We start from the raw sequence: 19,706 nt of genomic DNA, 5'->3' as shown, positions 1-19,706 counted from the left end.
CCGGCGGGCGTGCACGGGAGATCGACGGCCCCGTTGCCGGTAAGGCCCGCGCCCCGAGCACCGGCACGACCGGCGCGAGCGGCGCACCCGACCGGACCGGCGCGACCGGCTTGCCCGGCCTGCCCGGCGGTCCGTCAGAGGCGGCGCAGCCGCTCCTCGTCGCCGGTGCGCGGGCAGGTCAGACAGGCGGCGGCCCCGGGTTTGACGGCGTAGTAGAGGCAGCAGCCGAGCCGGGTGCGGGTGTGGTGTTCGCGCCCGTCGGCCGTGCGGAGCCGGCGGAAGTCGGCGGTGCCCGGGAGCGGCAGGGTGTCGCCGGGCAGCAGGGCCCCGGCGGCGGCGACCGCGGCGTCCTCCGCGGCCGGGTCCTGCGCGCCGAGCATCCGGCCGAGGTACCAGACGGCGGAGGCGAGGTCGTCCGTGACCATGCCCCAGAGTGCGCGACCGCGGCGACGGGTCGGTCCGGCGAAGGCGGCGAGCACCGGTTCGAGGTGGGCGACCACGGCGGCCCGGAGTTCGGCGCGCAGTTCGTCGTCGCCGGGGACGTCTCCGCGCAGGCCGCAGGCGCGGTCTCCGCGGAGGTCGGAGAGGAGACCGGAGGGCAGCTCGCGGGGAAGGTTACGCGGGAGGTGTGCGGCGCCGGCGGCGTGTCCGCGCGGGCGCAGCGCGAGCCCGCCGGTGGGAGCGTGCAGCCAGAGGTCGGCGGGGTCGACGGCCGGGACGCGTCGGGCGAGGTGCCAGGGGCCGGCGATCAGCAGGCAGGCGGACCAGACGTAGTGGTGGAGCAGCCGGGAGGCGGTGACGTGCGGGCGGAGCGGGCGCCCGTGTTCGGCGGCGATGCGCTCCTCGGCTCCGGCGAGGACGGCTGCCAACGCCCGTCGGTCGGTGGCGATTCGGGCTCCGGAGTACCAGCCGTCGGCGGCCGACGGGTCGGGCTCGGCGGGGTCGAGCAGGCGCAGTTCGAGCACCGGGCACAGTTCGCGCAGCCGCTCGTAGTCGGCGACCAGCGAGGGCGGCGGAGGCTGGGCGCGTACGGGCAGGGGCGTGCTGGGGACCATCGGCGCTCCCGGGATCGCTACCGAAAGATCGATTAAGGTGAGCCTTACCTTACAATGCCTCAAGGATTCGTTCGACCACCTCGCATCGCGGTCGGACAGGCCGACGAAGCGACCCGCCCGACCGGCCCGACCTTGACGAACTTAGGTAAACCTAACCTAAGATGTCGACTCGTGTTGAGAACCGATCCGCCGGTCACCCCAGCCCCGCCGAAGCCCCGCTCCGCCGCGGTGCGGCGGCCCCTGCTGCTGCTCGCCGGCGTGTGCGCACTCGCGCTGTGTACGGCCCTGAGCCTCGCGCTGGGCTCCCGGTCCATCGCGCTGTCCACCGTCGTCGACGCCCTCACCGGCGCCACCCACGGCGGTGACGCCGACGTGGTGACGGGCCTTCGCGTCCCGCGCGCGCTGATCGGGCTGGCCGTCGGGGCCGCGCTCGGCGTCGCCGGGGCGGTCGCCCAGGGCGTCACCCGCAACCCGCTGGCCTCGCCGATCACCCTCGGCATCAACGCCGGCGCGAGCCTCGCCGTAGTCGCCGCGATCTACACCCTGGACCTCTCCCGCCCGGTCGAGTACGTCTGGTTCGCCTTCGCGGGGGCAGCCGTCGCGGCCGTCGCCTCCTACGCGATGTCCCGGCGCGGCGGGGACCTCGATCCGGTCCGCCTCGCGCTCGGCGGCACGGTGCTCACCGTGGTGCTCACCTCCTGGACGTCCGCGCTGATGCTGGCCAGTCATCGCACCCTGGACGAGGCCCGGTTCTGGCTGGCCGGCTCGATCGCAGGACGGCACCTGGACGCCCTCACCCCCGTGCTGCCGTTCCTGGCGCTCGGCCTGCTGGGTGCCTTCGCCGTCTCGCCCGCGCTCAACGCGCTGGCACTGGGCGACGACACCGCCCAGTCGCTGGGCGTGCCGGTGGCCCGGATCCGGCTGGTGGGCGGCCTCGCCGTCGTCCTGCTGGCGGGCAGCGCGGTCGCCGTCGCCGGGCCGGTGGCGTTCATCGGACTGGCGGCACCACACCTGGTCCGTCCGCTGGTCGGCAACGACCACCGCTGGCTGCTGCCCGGCTGCCTGATCGCCGGTCCGCTGCTGCTGCTCACCGCCGATGTGCTCGGCCGGCTCGTGGTGCGGCCCTCCGAGATCGAGGTCGGCATCGTGACCGCCTTCCTCGGCGCGCCGCTGCTCGCGGTGCTGGCGCGGAAGGTGGCCAAGTGACCGCGCTTGCCGTCCCGAGCGGCGCCATCGGGCGCCGCCGGGCCCGTACCGCCGCCTGGTCCCTGGTGGCCGTCGCCCTGCTGGTGCTGCTGACCGGTATCGCGCTCGGCACTGGCCAGGTGAGCATCCCCGCCTGGGACGCGCTGCGCGCCCTCTTCGGGCAGGGCGAGCCCGGGACCGTCCTGGTGGTGCAGCAGTTCCGGGCGCCGCGCGTGGTGTCCGCGCTGATCGCGGGCGCCGGGCTGGCGATGGCCGGGTCGATGCTGCAGCGGTTGTTCCGCAACCCGCTGGCCGCCCCCGACACCATCGGCATCACCGGCGGCGCCTCGTTCGGCGCGGTGCTGATGCTCGCCACCGGCGCCTCCCAGCAGCTGATCCCCGTGGCCGCGGTCGGCGGCGGGCTGCTCGCCGCCCTATTGCTCGGCGGATTCGCCTGGCGCTCCAAGATGGCGGTCACCCGGCTGGTCCTGGTGGGCCTGGCGGTCCAGCAAGGCCTGGCCGCAGCCGTCAACCTGATGATCGTACGGTTCCCGGCCGAGCTGGCCTCCTCCGCGATGCAGTGGACCACCGGCTCGCTGTACGGACGCAACTGGACCGAAGTGTGGATCGGCGGCACCGCCATCGCGCTCACCGCCGGGGCCGTCCTGCTCTGCCAGCGGCGGCTCGCCGTCCTCGACCTCGGCGACGACTCGGCCGGCGCGCTCGGCCTCGACCCCGCGCGGGACCGGCTCCGGCTGCTGCTGCTCACCATCACGCTCGCCTCGCTGGCCGCCGCGCTGACCGGGCCGGTCGCCTTCGTCGCACTCGCCGTCCCCCACCTGGTCCGACTGCTCGCCGGGCCCCCCACCCTCGGCACGCTCGGCCTCACCGCGCTCACCGGCGCCGTGCTACTGCTCTCGGCCGACCTCCTCGTACTGCACGTGATCCCCGTCCACGGCCTGCCGGTCGGTGCCGTCACCGCCACCCTCGGCGCGCCCTGGCTCCTGGTGCTGATGATCCGCCAGAGCCGGCTTCCCCAGAGGAGCAGCTGATGACCAGCCCGGCCACCGACCAGGCCACCGCCGCGCACACCAGCGCCGCCCAGCCCAGCACCGGCCAGGCCAGCACCGGCCAGCCCACCGACCAGACCACCGGCGACCGCGCGGGCGTCGGCCGGCCGGGCGCCGGCCCGTCCGCCGGAGAGCCTGCGGGCGCCAACCGGCTCGCCACCCGCGGGCTCGGGCTGCGCTACGGCGAGCGGACCATCGTCGACGGCCTCGACCTCGAACTGCCCGGCGGCGCCGTCACCGCCATCGTCGGACCGAACGCCTGCGGCAAGTCCACCCTGCTCCGGGGACTGGTCCGACTGCTCGAGCCGGCGGCCGGCACCGTCACCCTGGACGGCGCCGACATCCACCGGATGCCCGCGCGGACGCTCGCCAAGCGGATGGGCCTGCTGCCGCAACAGCCGGTCACGCCGGAGGCGGTCACCGTCGAGGCACTGGTACGGCTCGGGCGCTACCCGCACCAGCGGATGCTGAGCCCGTGGTCCAAGGCCGATCAGGCGGCGGTCGAGGCGGCCCTGGAGCGCACCAGCACGGCGGAGTTGCGCGACCGGCAGGTCGACCGGCTCTCCGGCGGGCAGCGCCAGCGGGTGTGGATCGCGCTGGCGCTCGCCCAGGAGACCGACCTGCTCCTGCTCGACGAGCCGACCACCTTCCTCGACCTGCGGCACCAGCTCGACGTGCTCGACCTGGTCGCCGACCTGCACGCGGAAGCCGGGCGCACGGTGGTGATGGTGCTGCACGACCTCGGACAGGCCGCCCGGTACGCCGACCACCTGGTCGTCCTCAAGGACGGCCGCCTCGCCGCGGCCGGTCCGCCCGCCGAGGTGCTGACGGCCGAACTGGTGGAGGCGGTGTTCGGGGTGCCGTGCCGGGTGGTGCCCGATCCGGAGACCGGCACGCCGCTGGTCGTGCCCCGGGCCCGCGGCAGCCGTGGCGCCTCCGGCCCCGTCGCCGCTGCCGACCCGCCCGCCTCCGGCGCCGTCTGACTCCGCTTCCCCCAGTCCCGTGTTCGATCCGATCCTAGGAACCCCATGAACCGCCGACTCCCCGTCGCCGTCCTCGCCGTCACGCTGTCCGCCACGATCCTCGCCGCCTGCGGCAGCACCGGGGACACCGCCGAGAACGGCGACTCCGCCTCCTCGGCCGCCTCCGCCGGCACCGCCTCCGGGTTCCCGCGCAGCGTCAAGCACGCCGCCGGGACGGCCGAGATCAAGTCGCAGCCCAAGCGCGTCGTGGTGCTGGACAGCGGCGAGCTGGACGACGTCACGCTGCTGGGCGTCACGCCGGTCGGCGCGGTGTCCCCGCACATGAAGACCGAGGGCGGGTTCCCGAACTACCTGAAGGACAAGATCAAGGACACCGAGGACGTCGGCCCGATGAACGAGCCGAACCTCGAGCTGATCGCCTCGCTCAAGCCCGACCTGATCCTGTCCTCCAAGGTCCGCCACGCCAAGGTGTACGACCAGCTGAACGCGATCGCCCCGACGGTGCTGGCGGAGACCACCGGGTTCCCGTGGAAGGAGAACCTGGCGCTGTACGCCCAGGCCCTCGGCAAGGAGGCCGAGGCGAAGAAGGCGCTGGCCGACTACGAGGAGCGGGCGCACAAGCTGGGTGAGGCGATCAAGGAGAAGTACCAGGGGACGATGCCGACCGCGTCGGTGGTCCGCTTCGTCGCCGGGCCCACCCGGCTGTACGCCAAGGCCTCGTACAGCGGTGTGGTGCTCAAGGACGTGGGCCTTGGCCGCCCGGCCTCGCAGGACGTGGACAAGAACATCATCGAGGTCAGCGCGGAACAGATCAGCCAGGCCGACGCCGACCTGGTGTTCGTCACCACCGCCGACGACCCGACCAAGACCAAGGAGAGCGAGGTCCAGCAGACCCCGGTCTGGCAGGGCCTGAACGCCGTCAGGAACGGCAAGGTGTTCAACGTCCCGGACGAGACCTGGATGTCCGGCATCGGCGTTCAGGCGGCGGACGCGATGCTCGTCGACATCGCCAAGGCGACGGGTGTGGACGCGCCCAAGTAGCCGCTGACGGCCGACGGCGAACAGATCACAGATAACAGCGAACAGATAACAGATTTCGAAATCTGTTATCTGTCATCTGTTCGCCCTCCCAGCTCCGGTCTCACGCCCCGGATCCCGCCCCCGCCTCCGGCCCCGGCCCCGGTCCCGGCCCCGGTCCCGCGCCCGACGACGCGCGCCCATCCGCCCGCGCACGCCCTCCCAAGGACACCCCATGCGGCTCTACCTGCTCGCCCTCAACCCCACCGACTCCGTCACCCGCGGCTTCCTGCCCGCCGCCGCCCGGCTCGGCCTCGACGTCACCGTCCTCACCAACTACGTCGAGGACCACCGACGCGCCTACGCCGACGCCGGATTCCCGTACGAGCTGATGGAGTGCGACGTCCAGGACTTCCGTGAGGTGATCGGGGCGATATCCCAACACCACACGCCCGACGCGGTGTTCAGCAACAGCGACCACCTGCAGACCCAGACCGCCCTGGTCGCCGACTACTTCGGACTGCCCGGCAAGGACTGGAAGGCCACGCTGCGGGCCAAGAACAAGGGCCAGCTACGGCGCCACCTCGCCGACACCGGCCTGGACCAGGTGTGGTCCGCCGAACTGGCACCCGGGCAGGACCCGGCCGGCCTCACCCCGCCCTTCCCCTGCATCCTCAAGCCCCGCGAGGGCGTCGCCAGCGAGGACGTCACGCTGGTCGCCGACGCCGCCGAACTCGCCGCGCGGGTGCGGGAGATCCAGCAGCGCCGCCCCGGCGCCACGCTGGTGGTGGAGGAGTTCCTGGCCGGCGAGCTGTGCACCCTGGAGACCCTCGGCGACCGCCGCGCCCGCCACGTCCTCGGCGGCTTCCGCACCCGGCTCTCCCCGCCGCCGGACTTCATCGAGGAGGTGCTCACCTTCACCCCGGCGCACCGCCGGGCCGTCGTCGACCAGGTGCTCACCCAGCTCGACGCGCTCGGCGTCGGACTCGGCGCCTGCCACACCGAGTTCGTCCTCCAGCCGGACGGCCGCGTCCGACTCATCGAAGTCAACTACCGCGCCATCGGCGACCAGTGCGACCTGATGCTCGCCGAGATCCTCGACCTCCCCTACTTCGAGCTGGTGCTGCGCGCCCACCTCGGCGAGGAACTGCCCGCCGACCTCGGGGCACGTACCGACCGGCGGGCCCGCCACGAGCGCGTCTGCGCGGACCGGGCCGGCACCCTGACCAGCGCTCCCGAGCCGCTGTTCGAGCGGCGCCCCGACGGGGTCACGCTCTCCTACCGCCCCGTGCGCGCACTCGGCGCCCGGCACGAGCTCTACCGCACCAACCGCGACTACCTGGGCATCGTCTGGGCGGTCGGCCCCGACCAGGACGCGGTGGACGCCGCCGTGGCGGAGTTCATCGCCGCCAACCGCTGGGAGATCGCCTCGTGACTCCCACCGCCCTGACGTCTCCCGAGGGAGCGCTCGCCCAGGGAACGCCCGCCGACGGTACGCCCGCCCAGGGAACGCCCGCCGACCAGCTGACCCTGCGCGTGCTGTCCGCCCTGCTGCGCGAGGACGTCCTCGGCCTGCGCACCGGTGGCGCCGTCGAGCAGCGGGCCGACGGCCCCTGGCTGAGCGACGGGTCGCTCGCCCTGCCCGTCGCCCCCGAGGGCTTCCAGGGCGACTACGCGGCTCGGCTGCCGGAGCTGGAAGCGAACGGCGACCGGCTGACCGGCCTGTTCACGATCCTCGCCCAGCTGGCCGACCGCGCCGACCCGCTGGACCGGCCCGGACACCTGGCCTTCGCCGAGGAGTGCCGCCAGACCCTCGCCACCATGGAACTGCACGACCGGGTCCGTCCCGAGGTACACGCCGCGCTCGCCGAGCAGTACGGCAAGGACACGGCCGACTGGACGGGCCCGCGCGCCTCACTCGGCTTCGAGGCCCTCGCCGCCTTCCTCGACCACCCGGTCTACCCGACCGCCCGCGGCCGCTCCGGCCTCACCGAGGCGCAACTGCGCCGCTACGCGCCCGAGTTCCACCAGAGCTTCGAGCTGCGCTGGCTCGCCGTCCCAGCTGCGCTGCTGACCGTGCGCGGCGACGGTCCGCTGCCCTGCTGGTGGCCGACCGCCGAACAGATCGGCGTCCCGGGCGAGTTCCTCACCGTCCCGGTGCACCCGCTCACCGCGGGCGAGGACTTCGAGCGGATCGCCCCGGGCGCGGTACTCGCCCCCGAGCCGTACCTCACCGTGCTGCCGGCGCTGTCCATGCGCACCGTCGCCGTCGCCGAGGACCCGACCTGCCACCTCAAACTCCCGCTGGCCACCGCGACGCTGGGCCTGCGTAACCGGCGCACCATCAAGCCGGTCACCCTGGTCAACGGCGCCGTCGGCCAGCGCCTGGTGGAGGCCGTGGTCGCCCGCGAACCGCGCTTCGCCGGGCGGGTGTTGCACGCCGACGAACAGTGCTACGCGCATGCTGACGACGAACTGCTGGCCGTCCTGCTGCGCCGCTACCCGGCCGGCCTCGACGACGCCGTCACGGTGCCGCTGGCCGCGCTGCTCGCCGGGGCCCCCGACGGCCGGCTGGTGATCGACCACCTGGCCGACCGCTTCCACGGCGGTTCCGTGCTCGCCCTGTACGAGGAACTGCTGCGGCTGCTGATCGACTGGCAGACCACCCTGTTCGGCTACGGCATCGCCCTGGAGTCCCACCAGCAGAACACCTCGCTCGTCCTCGACGGCACCGGCCTGCGGCTCCTCTACAAGGACAACGACGGGCCGCGGATCAACACTGCCCGGATCGGCGAACTTGCCCACCTGGCGGCCGAGTTCTGCGACCCGAGGATTCTCGGCGAGCAGGACCGCGCCCTCACCGACCTGTTCGCCACGATCACCGGCCACCTGTGCACCGCCTCGCTCGCCTTCGGTCTCGCCGCACACGACCGGGTACCGCTGGACCTGAGCCTGCGGCTGCTGCGCGATGTCCTCAGCGAGTCGGTGAACCGCCTCGGCCCCGCCGGGGAGCCGCTGCGCACCGCCCTGCTGGACGCCGAACGGCTGCCCGTCAAGGCCATGGTGAGCGCCGGCACCCTTCTCAGCAAGGAGCGCAGCGGCGCCGCCGACATCAACAAGCACTACACCGACGGCCCCAACTACCTGCTGCTGAAAGACCTTTCCCGATGACCGTCGAACCGCTGGCACGTCCAGCCGACGCGGCGGTCGGTCTGGACCGGCGCCAGGTGCACGCCGTCGCGGCCTGCTACTTCGTCGCCTCTTTCGCCGCCCTCGGCCTGCCGCCCTACCTCACCGAGATCCTCCCGGGGCTCGGCGACCACGACGGCCACTGGGCCGGCCTGCTCTACATCGCGCCGACCGTCTTCACCGCCCTCGGCGCGCCGCTGTGGGGCCGGCTGGCCGACCGCTTCGGCCAGAAGCGGCTGCTGCTGCGCGCCCAACTCGGCCTCACCGTCTCCTTCCTGCTCGCGGGAGCCGCCGACAGCCTGCCCGCTTTCACCATCGCGCTGGTGCTCCAGGGCTTCCTCGGCGGCACCTTCTCCGCCACCAACGGCTACCTCGCCTCGGCGCTGGACGGCTCCCAGCTGTCCCGGGCGCTGACCCTGATGCAGGGCAGCGCCCGGGCGGCGCTGGTCGCGGCGCCGATCCTGGTCGGCGCGCTGTCGCCGTGGATCGACCCGCACCGGCAGTACCTGGTGATGGCGCTGCTGCCGCTGACCGCCGCCGTGCTGCTCGGCTTCCTGCCGGAACCGGCCCGCCCCGCGGCCGTCCGGGCCGACGACGACGTGGCGCAGATCGATCCGCCGAGCTCGCTCAGGCTGCTCTACACCTTCGAGTTCGCCTTCGTCTTCGCCACCATCATCTCCTTCCCCTACCTGATCACCCTGGTGCAGCAGCGGCTGCCGGGCGTCAACGGCACGGTCGCGGGCTTCCTGTTCGCGCTGCCGCACCTGGTCTACCTGGTCACCGCCGGGCGGGTGCACGCCGCCGTCGAGGCGCGGCCCCTCACCGGGCTGGCCTTCGGCTTCGCCCTGGTCGCCCTGGGCCTGGCCGGACACGCCCCCGCGCGGTCCCTGCTCACCTTCGCCCTCACCCGGGTGGTGCTCGGGTTCGGCATGACCTTCGGCCTGGTCTGCCTCGCCGTCCTCGCCGCCGAAGCCGCCCGGGGCCGCGCCCCAGGCCGGATGTTCGGCACCCGCGAGACCGTCTCCAAGTGCGGCGCCGTCGCCGCCGGACTCGCCGCCGCGCTGGCCAACGGCAGCGGCGGACCGGCCGCCCCCGTCGTCACCGGTACCGCCGCCGCACTGGCCGCCGCCCTGCTCGCCCTCCTGACCCGTAGGAGCCCCCGATGACCGCCCGTACGGCCCGCCCGCAGTCGGCCGCCGCCGCGACCGGCCTCCCCGCCACCCTGCCCACCGGCGATCCGGCCACCGACGACCGGCTCATCGGCGGCCGGCCCACCCGTGGCCAACACAGCGACCACCACGTCGGCTTGCCGACCGACCCGTCCACCGGTGCACCGATCGGCCTTCCCAGCGCCGACGAGGCGGTGGCCCACACCCTGCTCAACTGCCTGCTGCGCGAGGTCTCCGCACCCGAACACCAGACCGCCGTGGACGAGGGCCGCCTGCTACTGCGCCTGCCTCGCCGCGGCACCCTGCTGCGAGTCGCCCTGCGCCGCACCTCACTGCTCGGCGCACACCGCTTCACCGGCCCGGTATTCGAGGAAACCGTCGACGGCTGGCGGGAATTGGGCTGGAAGGAGCTGGCCGAGTACGCCCAGGACGAGCTGGAGCTGCGCACCGGCACGGTGAACGAGGAGTTCCTCGACCAGGTGGCGTCCAGCCACCACGGCGTGGACCAGGGCCTGAACGGCCGCCCACCCGCCGGGGACGACCGCTACCTGGAGTCCGAGCAGGCCCTGCTCTTCGGCCACCGCTTCCACCCGGCCCCCAAGTCCCGCTCCGCGGCCCGGGGGGAGTGGAGCCGGTACGCGCCCGAGTCCCGCGCGGCCTTCCCGCTGCGCCACCTCGCCGTCCGCTTCGAACTGCTCGCCGAGGAGTCCGCCGACGCGACCGCGAGCGCCCTGCTGGACGGCCTCGGCGAGGTCCCGGACGGTTACCGGCTGCTGCCCGCTCACCCCTGGCAGTACCAACTCATCAGCGACCACCCACTGTTGCGCGCGGCGCTGGCCAGCAGCGACGTCCTGGACCTCGGCCCGCGCGGCGAGCACTTCACCGCCACCGCCTCGGTGCGCACCCTGTACGGCGCGGACGCCTTCCTCAAGTTCAGTCTCAACGTCCGCATCACCAACTGCCTTCGCAAGAACGCCGCTTACGAGCTGACCGGCGCCGTCGCGCTCACCCGGCTGCTGTCGCCCGCGCTCACCGACCTCGCCCGGCGCTTCCCCGACGCGACGATGCTGCGGGAACCCGCTTTCCGCACCCTCGCCTTGCCCGGCGCCGACGGCCGGCCCGACCGGGCACTGTACGAGGGCTTCGGCCTGATCCTGCGCGAGGGTTTCGGCGGCCTGCTGCGGCCCGGCGTGACGCCGCTGCTCGCCGCCGCCGTCGCCGACGAGCACCCCACCAGCTCGGCCCACGTCTCCCGCTTGCTCGGGGACGGCTCGGACGGCGCGGGCGCCCTCGACTGGTGGCGCGCCTACCTGCGGCTGCTCCTCCCGCCGGTGCTGGCCGCCTACTTCGACCACGGCGTGGTCCTCGAACCGCACCTGCAGAACGTGCTGATCGGCGTCGGCCCCGACGGCCGCCCGGCCCAGGTGCTCTTCCGCGACCTGGAGGGCACGAAGCTCGTCCCCGAGCAGAACGCCGACCTCCTGGCCGCCCTCCCGCCGGAGGTGGCCGGCCCGATGAGCTACGACGCCGAGCGCGGCTGGGACCGGGTGGTCTACTGCCTGCTGGTCAACCACGTCGCCGAACTGCTCGCCGCCCTCGCCGACCGGCACCCCGGGCTGGAGGGGGCGCTCTGGCAGGCCGTCCGGGACACCCTGGAGGAGTACGCCGCCGCCCACGGCCGCCCGCCCCGACTGCGGGCCCTGCTGGCCGGCGTCCCACTGCCCGCCAAGGCCAATCTGCTGACCCGCTGGGAGCGCAAGGCCGACCGCGAGGCCGGGTACGTCCGGCTGCCTTCCCCGCTGGCCGGCTCGGTGCTCGCCGAGGCCGCCCGCATGACCGCCCACCTTCCCGCCGGGAGCCCCGTCCGATGACCGACAGCGTCCGCCACCACGTCGCCTCCCTTCCGTCCGACGAACTACCCGCTTACCTCTACGACTTGGCCGCGCTGCGCGACCACGCGGCCGCCGTCCGGGCCGCGCTGCCCGACCGGGTGGAGCTGTACTACGCCGCCAAGGCCAACCCGGACGCGCCGCTCCTGGCGGCCCTGCGCGACGCCGTCGACGGTTACGAGGTCTCCAGCGGCGGGGAGTTGGCCCACGTACGGGCCGCCGTGCCGGACGCGCCGCTGGCCTTCGGCGGACCGGGCAAGACGCCGGCCGAGATCACCGCCGCCGTCGACTCCGGGGTGCACCGCTGGCACGTCGAAGGCGAGCAGGAGCTGCACCTGCTCGCTGCCATGCTCGCCGACCGACCCGGGGCGGTGGTGGACGTGCTGCTCCGGGTCAACCTGCCGGTGGTCACCGACGCCCTGGACGCGGTGCCGCTCGCGATGGGCGGGCGGCCGACGCCGTTCGGGCTCGACCCCGACCGGGCCGAGGAGTGCGTCCGGCTGCTCACCGGCGGCGGGCCGCTCGGGCGGCAGCTGCGGCTGCGCGGGGTGCACGCCCACCTGGCCAGCGGGCTGGCGGCGACGGAGCAGCTGGCGGTCGCCGAGCAGATCGTCACCTGGTCGACCGAGCTGGCCGCGCTGCACGGCTTCCCGCTGGCCGAGGTCAACATCGGCGGCGGGATGGCGGTGGACTACGACGACCCGGCGGCGCGCTTCGACTGGACGGCGTTCGGGGAGGGCTTGGCCAAGCTGCTCGACACCCGCCCGGGGCTGACCCTGCGGATCGAGCCGGGCCGGGCGCTGACCGCCTACTGCGGCTGGTACGCGACCGAGGCGCTGGACGTGAAGCGGAGCCACGGCGAGGACTTCGCGGTGGTCCGCGGCGGCACCCACCACCTGCGCACGCCCGCCACCCGCGGGCACTCCCAACCCTTCGAGGTGCTCCCGGTGGCCGACTGGCCGCACCCCTGGCCGCGCCCTGAGGTCGCCACCGGGCGGGCCACTCTTGCCGGGCAGCTCTGCACCCCGAAGGACGTCCTGGCCCGAGCGGCGAGCGGCGCGGCCGGCCTGCGGGCGGGGGACCGCGTGCTGTTCGCGATGGCGGGCGCGTACGGATGGAACATCTCGCACCACGAGTTCCTGATGCACCGCCGCCCGGGTTTCCACTACTTGGGCGGGTGACGGCCGGCGGGTGACTGTCGGCGGCGGGTGGCCGACGGGGGCGGCCGACGGGGGCGGCCGACAGTTCATCACTCCAGCGCGACGGCTGGCGGGTGATCGATAACAGATGACAGAAAACAGCCGACAACTAACAGATAACAGATGTTGAAATCTGTCATCCGTCCGCTGTCCGCTGTCCGCCGCCCCCGTCCCCCGCACCCCCCTTCGCCCACTCGTGCGACAGTGGTAAACAGCGAAGGGAGCACGAACGTGCTGATGGACAAGGTGGCGGAGATACTCGCCGAGGCTTCGGCCGAGGCGGTGGAGCCACGCTTCCGCGCGTTGGCCGCCGGCGAAGTGATGGAGAAGGCCCCGGGCGAGGTCGTCACGATCGCCGACCGCGAGGCCGAGGCGATCATCACCCGCCGGCTGAGCGAGCTGCTCCCCGTCCCCGTGGTCGGTGAGGAGGCCGTCGCCGCCGATCCCGACCTCGCCCGGGCCATCCACGACGAGCCCGCGGTCTGGCTGGTCGACCCGGTGGACGGCACCGCCAACTTCGTCGCCGGCCGCCCCGACTACGCCGTGATGTGCTCCCTCGTCCGCTCCGGCCGGACGGTCGCCGCCTGGATTTGGCAGCCCACCACCGGAACCGCCTACAGCGCCGAACTGGGCGCCGGCGCGTGGCGCGACGGCCAGCGCCTCACCCGGTCACCGGCACCGGCCGACCCGGCCGAGCTGACGGGCGTCCTGAAGAGCCGCTTCCTCGACCCCGGCCGGCGCCGCCGCCTGGAAGCGAACGGCTCGGCCTTCGGCGGGATCGACCCGGGACGTAGCGCGGCGGGGATCGAGTACCCGGACGTCGTCGAGGGCCGGTTCGACTTCATCCTCTACTGGCGCACCCTCCCCTGGGACCACGCCCCCGGCTCCCTCCTCCTCTCCGAGGCCGGCGGGGTGTCGGCCCGACTGGACGGCAGCCCCTACCGCCCCGAGGCCCCCGGCTGCGTGGACGGACTGCTGGTCGCCGCCGACCCCCACACCTGGGAGCTCAGCCGGGACATTTTGCTGAGCAACTGACCGCGCGGCCACCCCCTGCGACACCCGCCCGCCCGGCACGCATCACCGGAGCGCCACCCCCGGGGAGCTCCCGACGGGCACGGGCCTGCCACTACCTCGCCCACTCCCCGGCGACCTCGCGCCCCGCGCCGACCACCTCCCGCAGCAGCGCGCCCACCTCCCCCGCCGTGGTGTGAGGGTTGAGCAGCGTGAGCTTCAGCCGGACCCGCCCGGGCCCCTCGCCCGGCAGTTCGGTGCGCCCGACCACCGCCCGCCCGGTGCGCAGCAGCAGCCGGCGCAGCCGCCCGTTCAACTCGTCGAGGGCGGCCTCGTCCGTCAGCCCGGGCGGCCGGTAGCGGAAAAGCAGCGCGGTGAGCACCGGCTCGGCGTGCAGTTCGAGCGAGGGTTCGGCGCGGACGGCGGAGGCGGCGGCGAGCGCCAGTTCGTGGCAGGCGTCGACCAGTCGGCCGAGCCCTTCGCGCCCGAGGGTGCGCAGGGTGACGGCCAGCTTGAAGGCGTCGGCGCGGCGGGTGGTGCGCAGGGAGCGGCCGAGCAGGCTGGGGTAGCCGGCCTGCTCGTCGTCCACCGGGTTGAGGTACTCGGCGCGTCGGGCGAGCGACACGTAGGTCTCCGCCCGCCGGACCAGGAAGACGCCGGCGGCGACCGGTTGCCAGCCGAGCTTGTGCCAGTCGAGGGAGACGGAGTCGGCGCGGGCGATGCCGTCGAGCAGTGGGGCGAGCCGGTCGGAGAGCAGCGCACCGCCGCCGTAGGCGGCGTCGACGTGCAGCCAGGCGCCGTAGCGCCCGGCGAGTTCGGCGGCGGTGTCCAGCGGGTCGATCGTGCCGGTGTCGGTGGTGCCGGCGGTGGCGACGACGGCGATCGGGGTCCGGCCGGCCCAGGTGGCCTCGGCCAGGGCGCGTTCCAACTCGTCGGGCAGCATGCGGAGTCGGCGGTCGACGGGGACGTCGACCACGGCCCGTTCGCCGAGTCCGAGCAGGGCGGCGGAGCGCTGGACGGAGAAGTGGGCGACCTCGGAGGCCAGGATGCACGGTCGCACGCCGGCCGGGATTCCGTCCAACTCCACGATGCCGTCGAGCTTCTGGTCCCGGGCGAGCATGAGGCCCATCAGGTTGGACTCGGTGCCGCCGGAGGTGAGCACGCCCGCCGCGCGCGCCGGGTCGTAGCCGACCAGGGTGGCGAGTTCGGCGAGCAGCGCGGTTTCCATGGCCGTCGCGGCGGGGGCCTGGTCCCAGGAGTCCTGCGAGGGGTTGAGCGCGCTGACCGCGAGGTCGGCGGCGGTGGCCACGGCGAGTGGAGGGCAGTGCAGGTGGGCCGCGCAGGCCGGGTCGGCGGGGTCGGCGGCGCCGTAGGCGAGCAGTTCGGTGAGCCGGGCCAGGGCGTCGTGCCCGTCGGCGGCGGACAGCCCGTCGGCGACCAGGGCGGCGATCTCGGCGGGGCTCCCGGAGGGTAGCGGGCCGGAGCGCCGCGCGATGCCGGTGTCGAGCGCGTCGAGGACGGTGGCGAGCAGCGGGCGGAGCGCCCCGGGGCCGTCGGCGCCGCCCGCGAGCGCGTCCAACGGGAGGTCGTCGCGCGGCAGTTCGGGTCCGGGGTCGGGCCGGGCGGTCACGCCCGCCCTCGCGAAGCCGCCCTCGAAGCTCCCGAAGCCGTCGGAGCCGCCGGAGCCGCCCGTGAAGCCGCCAGAGCCGCCGGAGTCGTCCGCGCCGCCACGGCAGTCTCGGCGGAGGCCGCAGCGATGGCGTCCGCCAGCCGGTCGAGCACCGCGGCCACCTGCTCGTCGGTGATGGTGAGTGGCGGCAGCAGCCGCAGCACCGCGTCGTGGCGTCCGCCGAGTTCGACGATCAGGCCGCGTGCCAGGCATGCCTCCCGCACCCGCACGGCGAGCGCCGGATCCGCCGGCCGGGCCCCGCAGGCGTCAGCGTCGGCGGCGGGGTCGACGAGCTCGACGCCGAGCATCAGCCCGCGCCCCCGCACGTCGCCGATCACCGGCAGTTCGGCGGAGAGCTCCCGCAGCCGGGCGACCATCCGCGCGCCGACCACCCCGGCCCGCTCCGCCAGCCCGTGGGCGGCGACGTGGCGCAGTGTGGCGGCCCCGGCGGCCATGGCGAGGGTGTTGCCGCGGAAGGTGCCGGTGTGAGCGCCCGGCCGCCAGCCGTCGTAGTCCTCCCGGTAGACGACGACGGCGAGCGGCAGACTGCCGCCGATGGCCTTGGACAGCACCATGGCGTCCGGGACGATGCCGCTGTGCTCGACCGCCCACATCGCTCCGGTGCGCCCGACGCCGGTCTGCACCTCGTCGACGATCAGCGGGATGCCGCGTTCGGCGGTGATCCGGCGCATCTCGCGCAGCCAGCCGTCGGGCGCGGGGACGACTCCGCCCTCGCCCTGGACGGCCTCCAGGATCATCGCGGCGGGCGGCACCACCCCGCCCGAGGGGTCGTCCAACAGCCTCTCCACGTAGGTCGCGGCGAGTTCGGTGCCGGCCTGGCCGCCGACGCCGAACGGGCAGCGGTAGCCGTACGGGTAGGGCAGTCGGACGACTTCGCCCCCGCTGGGCAGCGGTTCCTTGACGGCGACGTTGCCGGTGAGTGCGAGGGCTCCGGCGGTCATCCCGTGGTAGGCGCCGGTGAAGGCGAGTGCGCCGGCGCGTCCGGTGGCGGTCTGCATCAGTTTGAGCGCGGCCTCGACGGCGTCCGTCCCGGCCGGGCCGCAGAAGTGCACCCGGGCGCGGGCGGCGAACTCCGCCGGGAGGCTGTCGAACAGCGCGCTGGTGAAGTCGTCCTTCTCGGCGGTGGCGAGGTCGAGCAGGTGCAGCGGGGCGCCGCTGTCGAGGGTGCGGCGGATCGCCTCCAGCACCACGGGGTGGTTGTGGCCGAGGGCGAGGGTGCCCGCGCCGGAGAGGCAGTCGAGGTAGCGCCGCCCGTCGGCACCCTCGACGGTCATGCCGTTGGCGCGCACCGGGACGATCGGGAAGGAGCGGGCGTACGTCCGGGCGGCGGACTCGCGGACGCGCTGGCGGCGCAGGATGGCCTCACCGGCGGGCGGTGCCCCGGTGGCGGCCCCGCAGGCGTCCTGGGCGGGTACGGCGGCGAGCGACAAGGCGAACCCCCAGAAGAAGTTAGGTAAGCCTAACTTTATCGCCCTTGACCTGGCGGAATGCCCCGGGTCCCCCAGAACCACCCGAGCGGGTGAACCTCCCCGAACCTCCCCGGCACCCGCGACACGACCCCCGAGCGGGCCAACGAGCCGAGCACCGAAAGGTCACGCCCGACGACTGAAACCCGGGGCCCGGCCCCTCCCGGCCCGGCCCCGGCCCGCCCGGCCTCGGCCCGGCCCCAGAACGGCACGAGCGGTCAGGCCCGCCCCTTCCACCGGTAGCAGAGCTCCGGCCGGCCGACGTTCCCGTACTGCGGCTCCCGCACCGCCCGCCCGGTGTCCACCAGGTGCTCCAGATAGCGCCGCGCGGTGATCCGGGAGACCCCGGCGGCAGCGCCCGCGGCGGCCGCCGACAGCCCGGTCGCGGCCTCGCGCAGAACGGACGCGATGGTGTCCAAGGTCGGCGCGCTGAGCCCCTTGGGCAGGGGGCTGCGCTCGGGCGTGCGCAGCAGCGCGAACGCCTGGTCGACCTCCTCCTGCCCGGTCGCCTCGCCGGCCCGGCCCAGGCTGTCCCGGTAGCGGGCGTAGCGCTGCAGCCGGTCGTGCAGCGCGGCCGCGCTGAACGGTTTCAGCAGGTACTGGACGACCCCCGCCGACACCGCCTGCCGGACCATGGCGAGGTCACGGGCCGAGGTGACGGCGATGACGTCGGTGGCGTGCCCGGCCGCGCGCAGCGTGCGGCACAGCTGCAGGCCGTGGCCGTCCGGCAGGTAGAGGTCCAGCAGGGTGAGGTCGACGGACGCCCCTGCAGCGCGGGCCTTCTCCAGGAAGCGCAGCGCGTCGGCGCAGCTGTGCACCGTCCCGGCGGCGTGGAAGCCGGGCTCGCGCTCGACGTAGAGGGTGTGCGCGGCGGCGGCCACCGGGTCGTCCTCGACCACCAGGACGGAGATGTCCGCTCGGGCTGCTCCGGCCGCCGTCACGCCAGGGCCCCTTCCCGCTCGCGGGCGCGACCGGCCAGCGGCAGCCGTACGGTGAGCACCGCGCCGCGCTCCCGTCCGACCTCGACGGTGCCGCCGTTGCGCCGGGCGGCCTGGGCGACCAGCGCCAGCCCGAGGCCGTGCCCGTGGCCGTCCTGCTTGGTGCTCCAGCCGCGCCGGAACACGTCCTGGACGGCGGACGGGTCGATGCCGGCCCCGGTGTCGGCGACCCGCAGCAGCAGGCAGGCGTCCGGCGAGTCCTCGCCGTCGATCCGCGCGGTGACGGTGACCTCAGGTGCGGGGGCGCTGTGCCCGGCTCCGGCGATCGCGGCGTCCACCGCGTTGTCGATCAGGTTGCCCAGCACGGTGATCAGGTCCCGGGCGGGCAGGCCGGGCGGCAGCACGCCGTCGTCGATCCGGCTGTCCTCGGTGAGGGTCAACTCCACTCCGCGCTCGGCCGCTTGGGCGGCCTTGCCGAGCAGCAGCGCGGCCAGCACCGGTTCGCTGACCGCCGCGACCACCCGGTCGGTGAGCTGTTGGGCGAGTTCGAGTTCGGCGGTGGCGAATTCCACCGCCTGTTCGTGACGGCCGAGTTCGATCAGGGAGACGACGGCGTGCAGCCGGTTGGCGGCCTCGTGCGCCTGTGCCCCGAGCGCCTCGGTGAAGCCGCGTACGGAGTCCAGTTCTCCGCTCAGTGACTGGAGTTCGGTGTGGTCGCGGAGGGTGACCACCCGGCCGAGGCCGGTGCCGATGGTGGAGGTGTTGAGCACCACGACCCGTTCGGCGGTCAGGTGCACCTCGTCCCGTACCGGTGCCTCGCCGAGCACAGCCGTCACCAGCGCCTCGGGCAGGCCCAGTTCCGCGACCGGGCGCCCGTCCAACCCGCCGGGCAGGCCGAGCAGTTCGCGGGCGGCGTCATTGCACAGCACCACCCGGTTCGAGCGGTCGAGCAGGATCAGCCCCTCCCGTACGGAGTGCAGGGTCGCCTGGTGGTACTCGTAGAGGTGGCTGAGTTCGTCCGGCCCCATGCCGTGGGTGTGCCGCCGCAGCCGGGAGTTGGCGAGGTAGGTGCCCGCCCCGCCGAGCGCCAGGGCCGCCAGCGCGACGGCGACCAGCGCCAGCAGCGGACCGCTCAGCTGGGCGGAGATCGACTCCAGCGTCAGGCCGACGCTGACCAGTGCGACTACCCGGTGCCGGTCGTCCCACACCGGGGTGACCACCCGCACGGAAGGGCCGAGCGTGCCGGTGTAGGTCTCGCTGCGGGTTCGGCCGGCGAGCGCCCAGTCGATGTGCCCGAGGTAGCGCTTGCCGATCTGCTCGGGCAGCGGGTGGGTCCAGCGCACCCCGTCGGTGTCCATGACGGTGATGAAGGAGACCCCGGTGTCCTGGCGCACCTGCTCGACGTACGGCTGGAGCACCCCGGTCGGGTCGGGCCCGGCGACGGCGGACCGGACGGACGGCGAGTCGGCGACGGCGTGGGCGACGGAGGTGACCTCGCGGCGGGCCGCGTCCTCGGTGCGCTCGGCGGTGAACAGGTACGCGAGCACCGCGCCGCCCGCGACGACGGCGGCCACGATGACCACCTGGACGACGAAGAGTTGCCCGGCCAGGCTGCGGACCAACCGGCGCGGCAGGCGCGATAGACGCGGCAGGCGCCGTCGACGCGGCAAGCGTGGCGGGCACGGCAGGGGCGGCCACCGGCGACGCGGACGGGCGGGGTCGGGGCGCACGGACATGCCTGTCAGTGTGCACCACGCCCTCCGCGGCTCCCAGGGCCCGGAGCAGCCCCCTCCCGCCGTGAACTCTATGAACGCAAACGTGACCCCCGTCACCCCCGAGCCCATA

At 74.3% G+C, this 19,706-nt stretch carries 15 protein-coding genes; 10 read left to right on the top strand and 5 right to left on the bottom strand.

All coding sequences use genetic code 11. From position 1 onward, the window contains the following. Nucleotides 1-134 precede the first annotated feature (134 nt). On the bottom strand, nucleotides 135-1,055 hold the full coding sequence (locus ACZ4WV_RS17030; protein WP_465747344.1) for a (2Fe-2S)-binding protein: 921 nt from the start codon (nucleotides 1,053-1,055) through the stop codon (nucleotides 135-137). Nucleotides 1,056-1,283: 228 nt separating this feature from the next. Here ACZ4WV_RS17030 and ACZ4WV_RS17025 point away from each other — a divergent pair, with 228 nt between their 5' ends. The 10 genes from ACZ4WV_RS17025 (at nucleotide 1,284) to ACZ4WV_RS16980 (ending at nucleotide 13,791) form a co-directional block, all read left to right on the top strand. Beyond that, a complete protein-coding gene (locus tag ACZ4WV_RS17025; protein WP_465747488.1) occupies nucleotides 1,284-2,261 on the top strand; it encodes a FecCD family ABC transporter permease in 978 nt (325 codons plus the stop codon). Then, nucleotides 2,258-3,292: a FecCD family ABC transporter permease gene (locus ACZ4WV_RS17020; protein ID WP_465747343.1), complete on the top strand. Its 1,035-nt coding sequence runs from the start codon at nucleotides 2,258-2,260 to the stop codon at nucleotides 3,290-3,292. The genes ACZ4WV_RS17025 and ACZ4WV_RS17020 overlap by 4 nt, the downstream gene beginning before the upstream one ends. Continuing rightward, on the top strand, nucleotides 3,292-4,293 hold the full coding sequence (locus ACZ4WV_RS17015; protein ID WP_465747341.1) for an ABC transporter ATP-binding protein: 1,002 nt from the start codon (nucleotides 3,292-3,294) through the stop codon (nucleotides 4,291-4,293). The genes ACZ4WV_RS17020 and ACZ4WV_RS17015 overlap by 1 nt, the downstream gene beginning before the upstream one ends. 45 nt (nucleotides 4,294-4,338) lie before the next feature. Further along, nucleotides 4,339-5,334, top strand: a complete 996-nt coding sequence (locus tag ACZ4WV_RS17010) for an ABC transporter substrate-binding protein (RefSeq protein WP_465747339.1) — start codon at nucleotides 4,339-4,341, stop codon at nucleotides 5,332-5,334. 211 nt (nucleotides 5,335-5,545) lie between these two features. Next, entirely contained in the window at nucleotides 5,546-6,745 is a 1,200-nt protein-coding gene (locus tag ACZ4WV_RS17005; RefSeq protein ID WP_465747337.1) for an ATP-grasp domain-containing protein, read from the top strand. Continuing rightward, a complete protein-coding gene (locus ACZ4WV_RS17000; RefSeq protein WP_465747335.1) occupies nucleotides 6,742-8,481 on the top strand; it encodes an IucA/IucC family protein in 1,740 nt (579 codons plus the stop codon). Before ACZ4WV_RS17005 ends, ACZ4WV_RS17000 begins: the two co-directional genes overlap by 4 nt. Then, nucleotides 8,478-9,665, top strand: coding sequence for an MFS transporter (locus ACZ4WV_RS16995; protein ID WP_465747333.1), 1,188 nt, complete (start codon nucleotides 8,478-8,480; stop codon nucleotides 9,663-9,665). Before ACZ4WV_RS17000 ends, ACZ4WV_RS16995 begins: the two co-directional genes overlap by 4 nt. Next, nucleotides 9,662-11,539 carry an IucA/IucC family protein gene (locus ACZ4WV_RS16990; protein WP_465747331.1) on the top strand — a complete coding sequence of 626 codons (1,878 nt, stop codon included), beginning with the start codon at nucleotides 9,662-9,664 and terminating at the stop codon, nucleotides 11,537-11,539. The genes ACZ4WV_RS16995 and ACZ4WV_RS16990 overlap by 4 nt, the downstream gene beginning before the upstream one ends. Beyond that, nucleotides 11,536-12,738: a type III PLP-dependent enzyme gene (locus tag ACZ4WV_RS16985; RefSeq protein ID WP_465747329.1), complete on the top strand. Its 1,203-nt coding sequence runs from the start codon at nucleotides 11,536-11,538 to the stop codon at nucleotides 12,736-12,738. The genes ACZ4WV_RS16990 and ACZ4WV_RS16985 overlap by 4 nt, the downstream gene beginning before the upstream one ends. Nucleotides 12,739-12,993: 255 nt before the next feature. Then, the gene (locus tag ACZ4WV_RS16980; RefSeq protein ID WP_465747486.1) at nucleotides 12,994-13,791 is read left to right on the top strand and encodes an inositol monophosphatase family protein; all 798 of its coding nucleotides are present in this window, start codon (nucleotides 12,994-12,996) and stop codon (nucleotides 13,789-13,791) included. Nucleotides 13,792-13,882: 91 nt separating this feature from the next. Here the strand turns inward: ACZ4WV_RS16980 and ACZ4WV_RS16975 are convergent, their stop codons facing one another. From ACZ4WV_RS16975 to ACZ4WV_RS16960, 4 genes are all read right to left on the bottom strand, one after another. Continuing rightward, nucleotides 13,883-15,397 (bottom strand): pyridoxal phosphate-dependent decarboxylase family protein, encoded by a 1,515-nt coding sequence (locus tag ACZ4WV_RS16975; RefSeq protein WP_465747328.1) that lies wholly within the window; start codon nucleotides 15,395-15,397, stop codon nucleotides 13,883-13,885. After that, complete coding sequence (locus tag ACZ4WV_RS16970) at nucleotides 15,394-16,887, bottom strand: diaminobutyrate--2-oxoglutarate transaminase (RefSeq protein WP_465747327.1); 1,494 nt, start codon at nucleotides 16,885-16,887, stop codon at nucleotides 15,394-15,396. The genes ACZ4WV_RS16975 and ACZ4WV_RS16970 overlap by 4 nt, the downstream gene beginning before the upstream one ends. 254 nt (nucleotides 16,888-17,141) lie before the next feature. Beyond that, nucleotides 17,142-17,864: a response regulator gene (locus tag ACZ4WV_RS16965; protein WP_465747325.1), complete on the bottom strand. Its 723-nt coding sequence runs from the start codon at nucleotides 17,862-17,864 to the stop codon at nucleotides 17,142-17,144. After that, nucleotides 17,861-19,705: a sensor histidine kinase gene (locus ACZ4WV_RS16960; RefSeq protein WP_465747323.1), complete on the bottom strand. Its 1,845-nt coding sequence runs from the start codon at nucleotides 19,703-19,705 to the stop codon at nucleotides 17,861-17,863. Before ACZ4WV_RS16960 ends, ACZ4WV_RS16965 begins: the two co-directional genes overlap by 4 nt. Nucleotide 19,706: the final 1 nt, after the last annotated feature.

The sequence above is a fragment of the Kitasatospora sp. NPDC029312 genome, assembly GCF_055569215.1.
This window is presented reverse-complemented; position numbering and strand designations above follow the sequence as displayed.

Coding starts and splice junctions, on each gene's coding strand:
- ACZ4WV_RS16995 (WP_465747333.1), top strand. CDS start 8,478: ATGACCGTCGAACCGCTGGCACGTCCAGCCGACGCGGCGGTCGGTCTG.
- ACZ4WV_RS16960 (WP_465747323.1), bottom strand. CDS start 19,705: ATGGGCTCGGGGGTGACGGGGGTCACGTTTGCGTTCATAGAGTTCACG.
- ACZ4WV_RS17030 (WP_465747344.1), bottom strand. CDS start 1,055: ATGGTCCCCAGCACGCCCCTGCCCGTACGCGCCCAGCCTCCGCCGCCC.
- ACZ4WV_RS17010 (WP_465747339.1), top strand. CDS start 4,339: ATGAACCGCCGACTCCCCGTCGCCGTCCTCGCCGTCACGCTGTCCGCC.
- ACZ4WV_RS16990 (WP_465747331.1), top strand. CDS start 9,662: ATGACCGCCCGTACGGCCCGCCCGCAGTCGGCCGCCGCCGCGACCGGC.
- ACZ4WV_RS16985 (WP_465747329.1), top strand. CDS start 11,536: ATGACCGACAGCGTCCGCCACCACGTCGCCTCCCTTCCGTCCGACGAA.
- ACZ4WV_RS17015 (WP_465747341.1), top strand. CDS start 3,292: ATGACCAGCCCGGCCACCGACCAGGCCACCGCCGCGCACACCAGCGCC.
- ACZ4WV_RS16980 (WP_465747486.1), top strand. CDS start 12,994: ATGGACAAGGTGGCGGAGATACTCGCCGAGGCTTCGGCCGAGGCGGTG.
- ACZ4WV_RS17005 (WP_465747337.1), top strand. CDS start 5,546: ATGCGGCTCTACCTGCTCGCCCTCAACCCCACCGACTCCGTCACCCGC.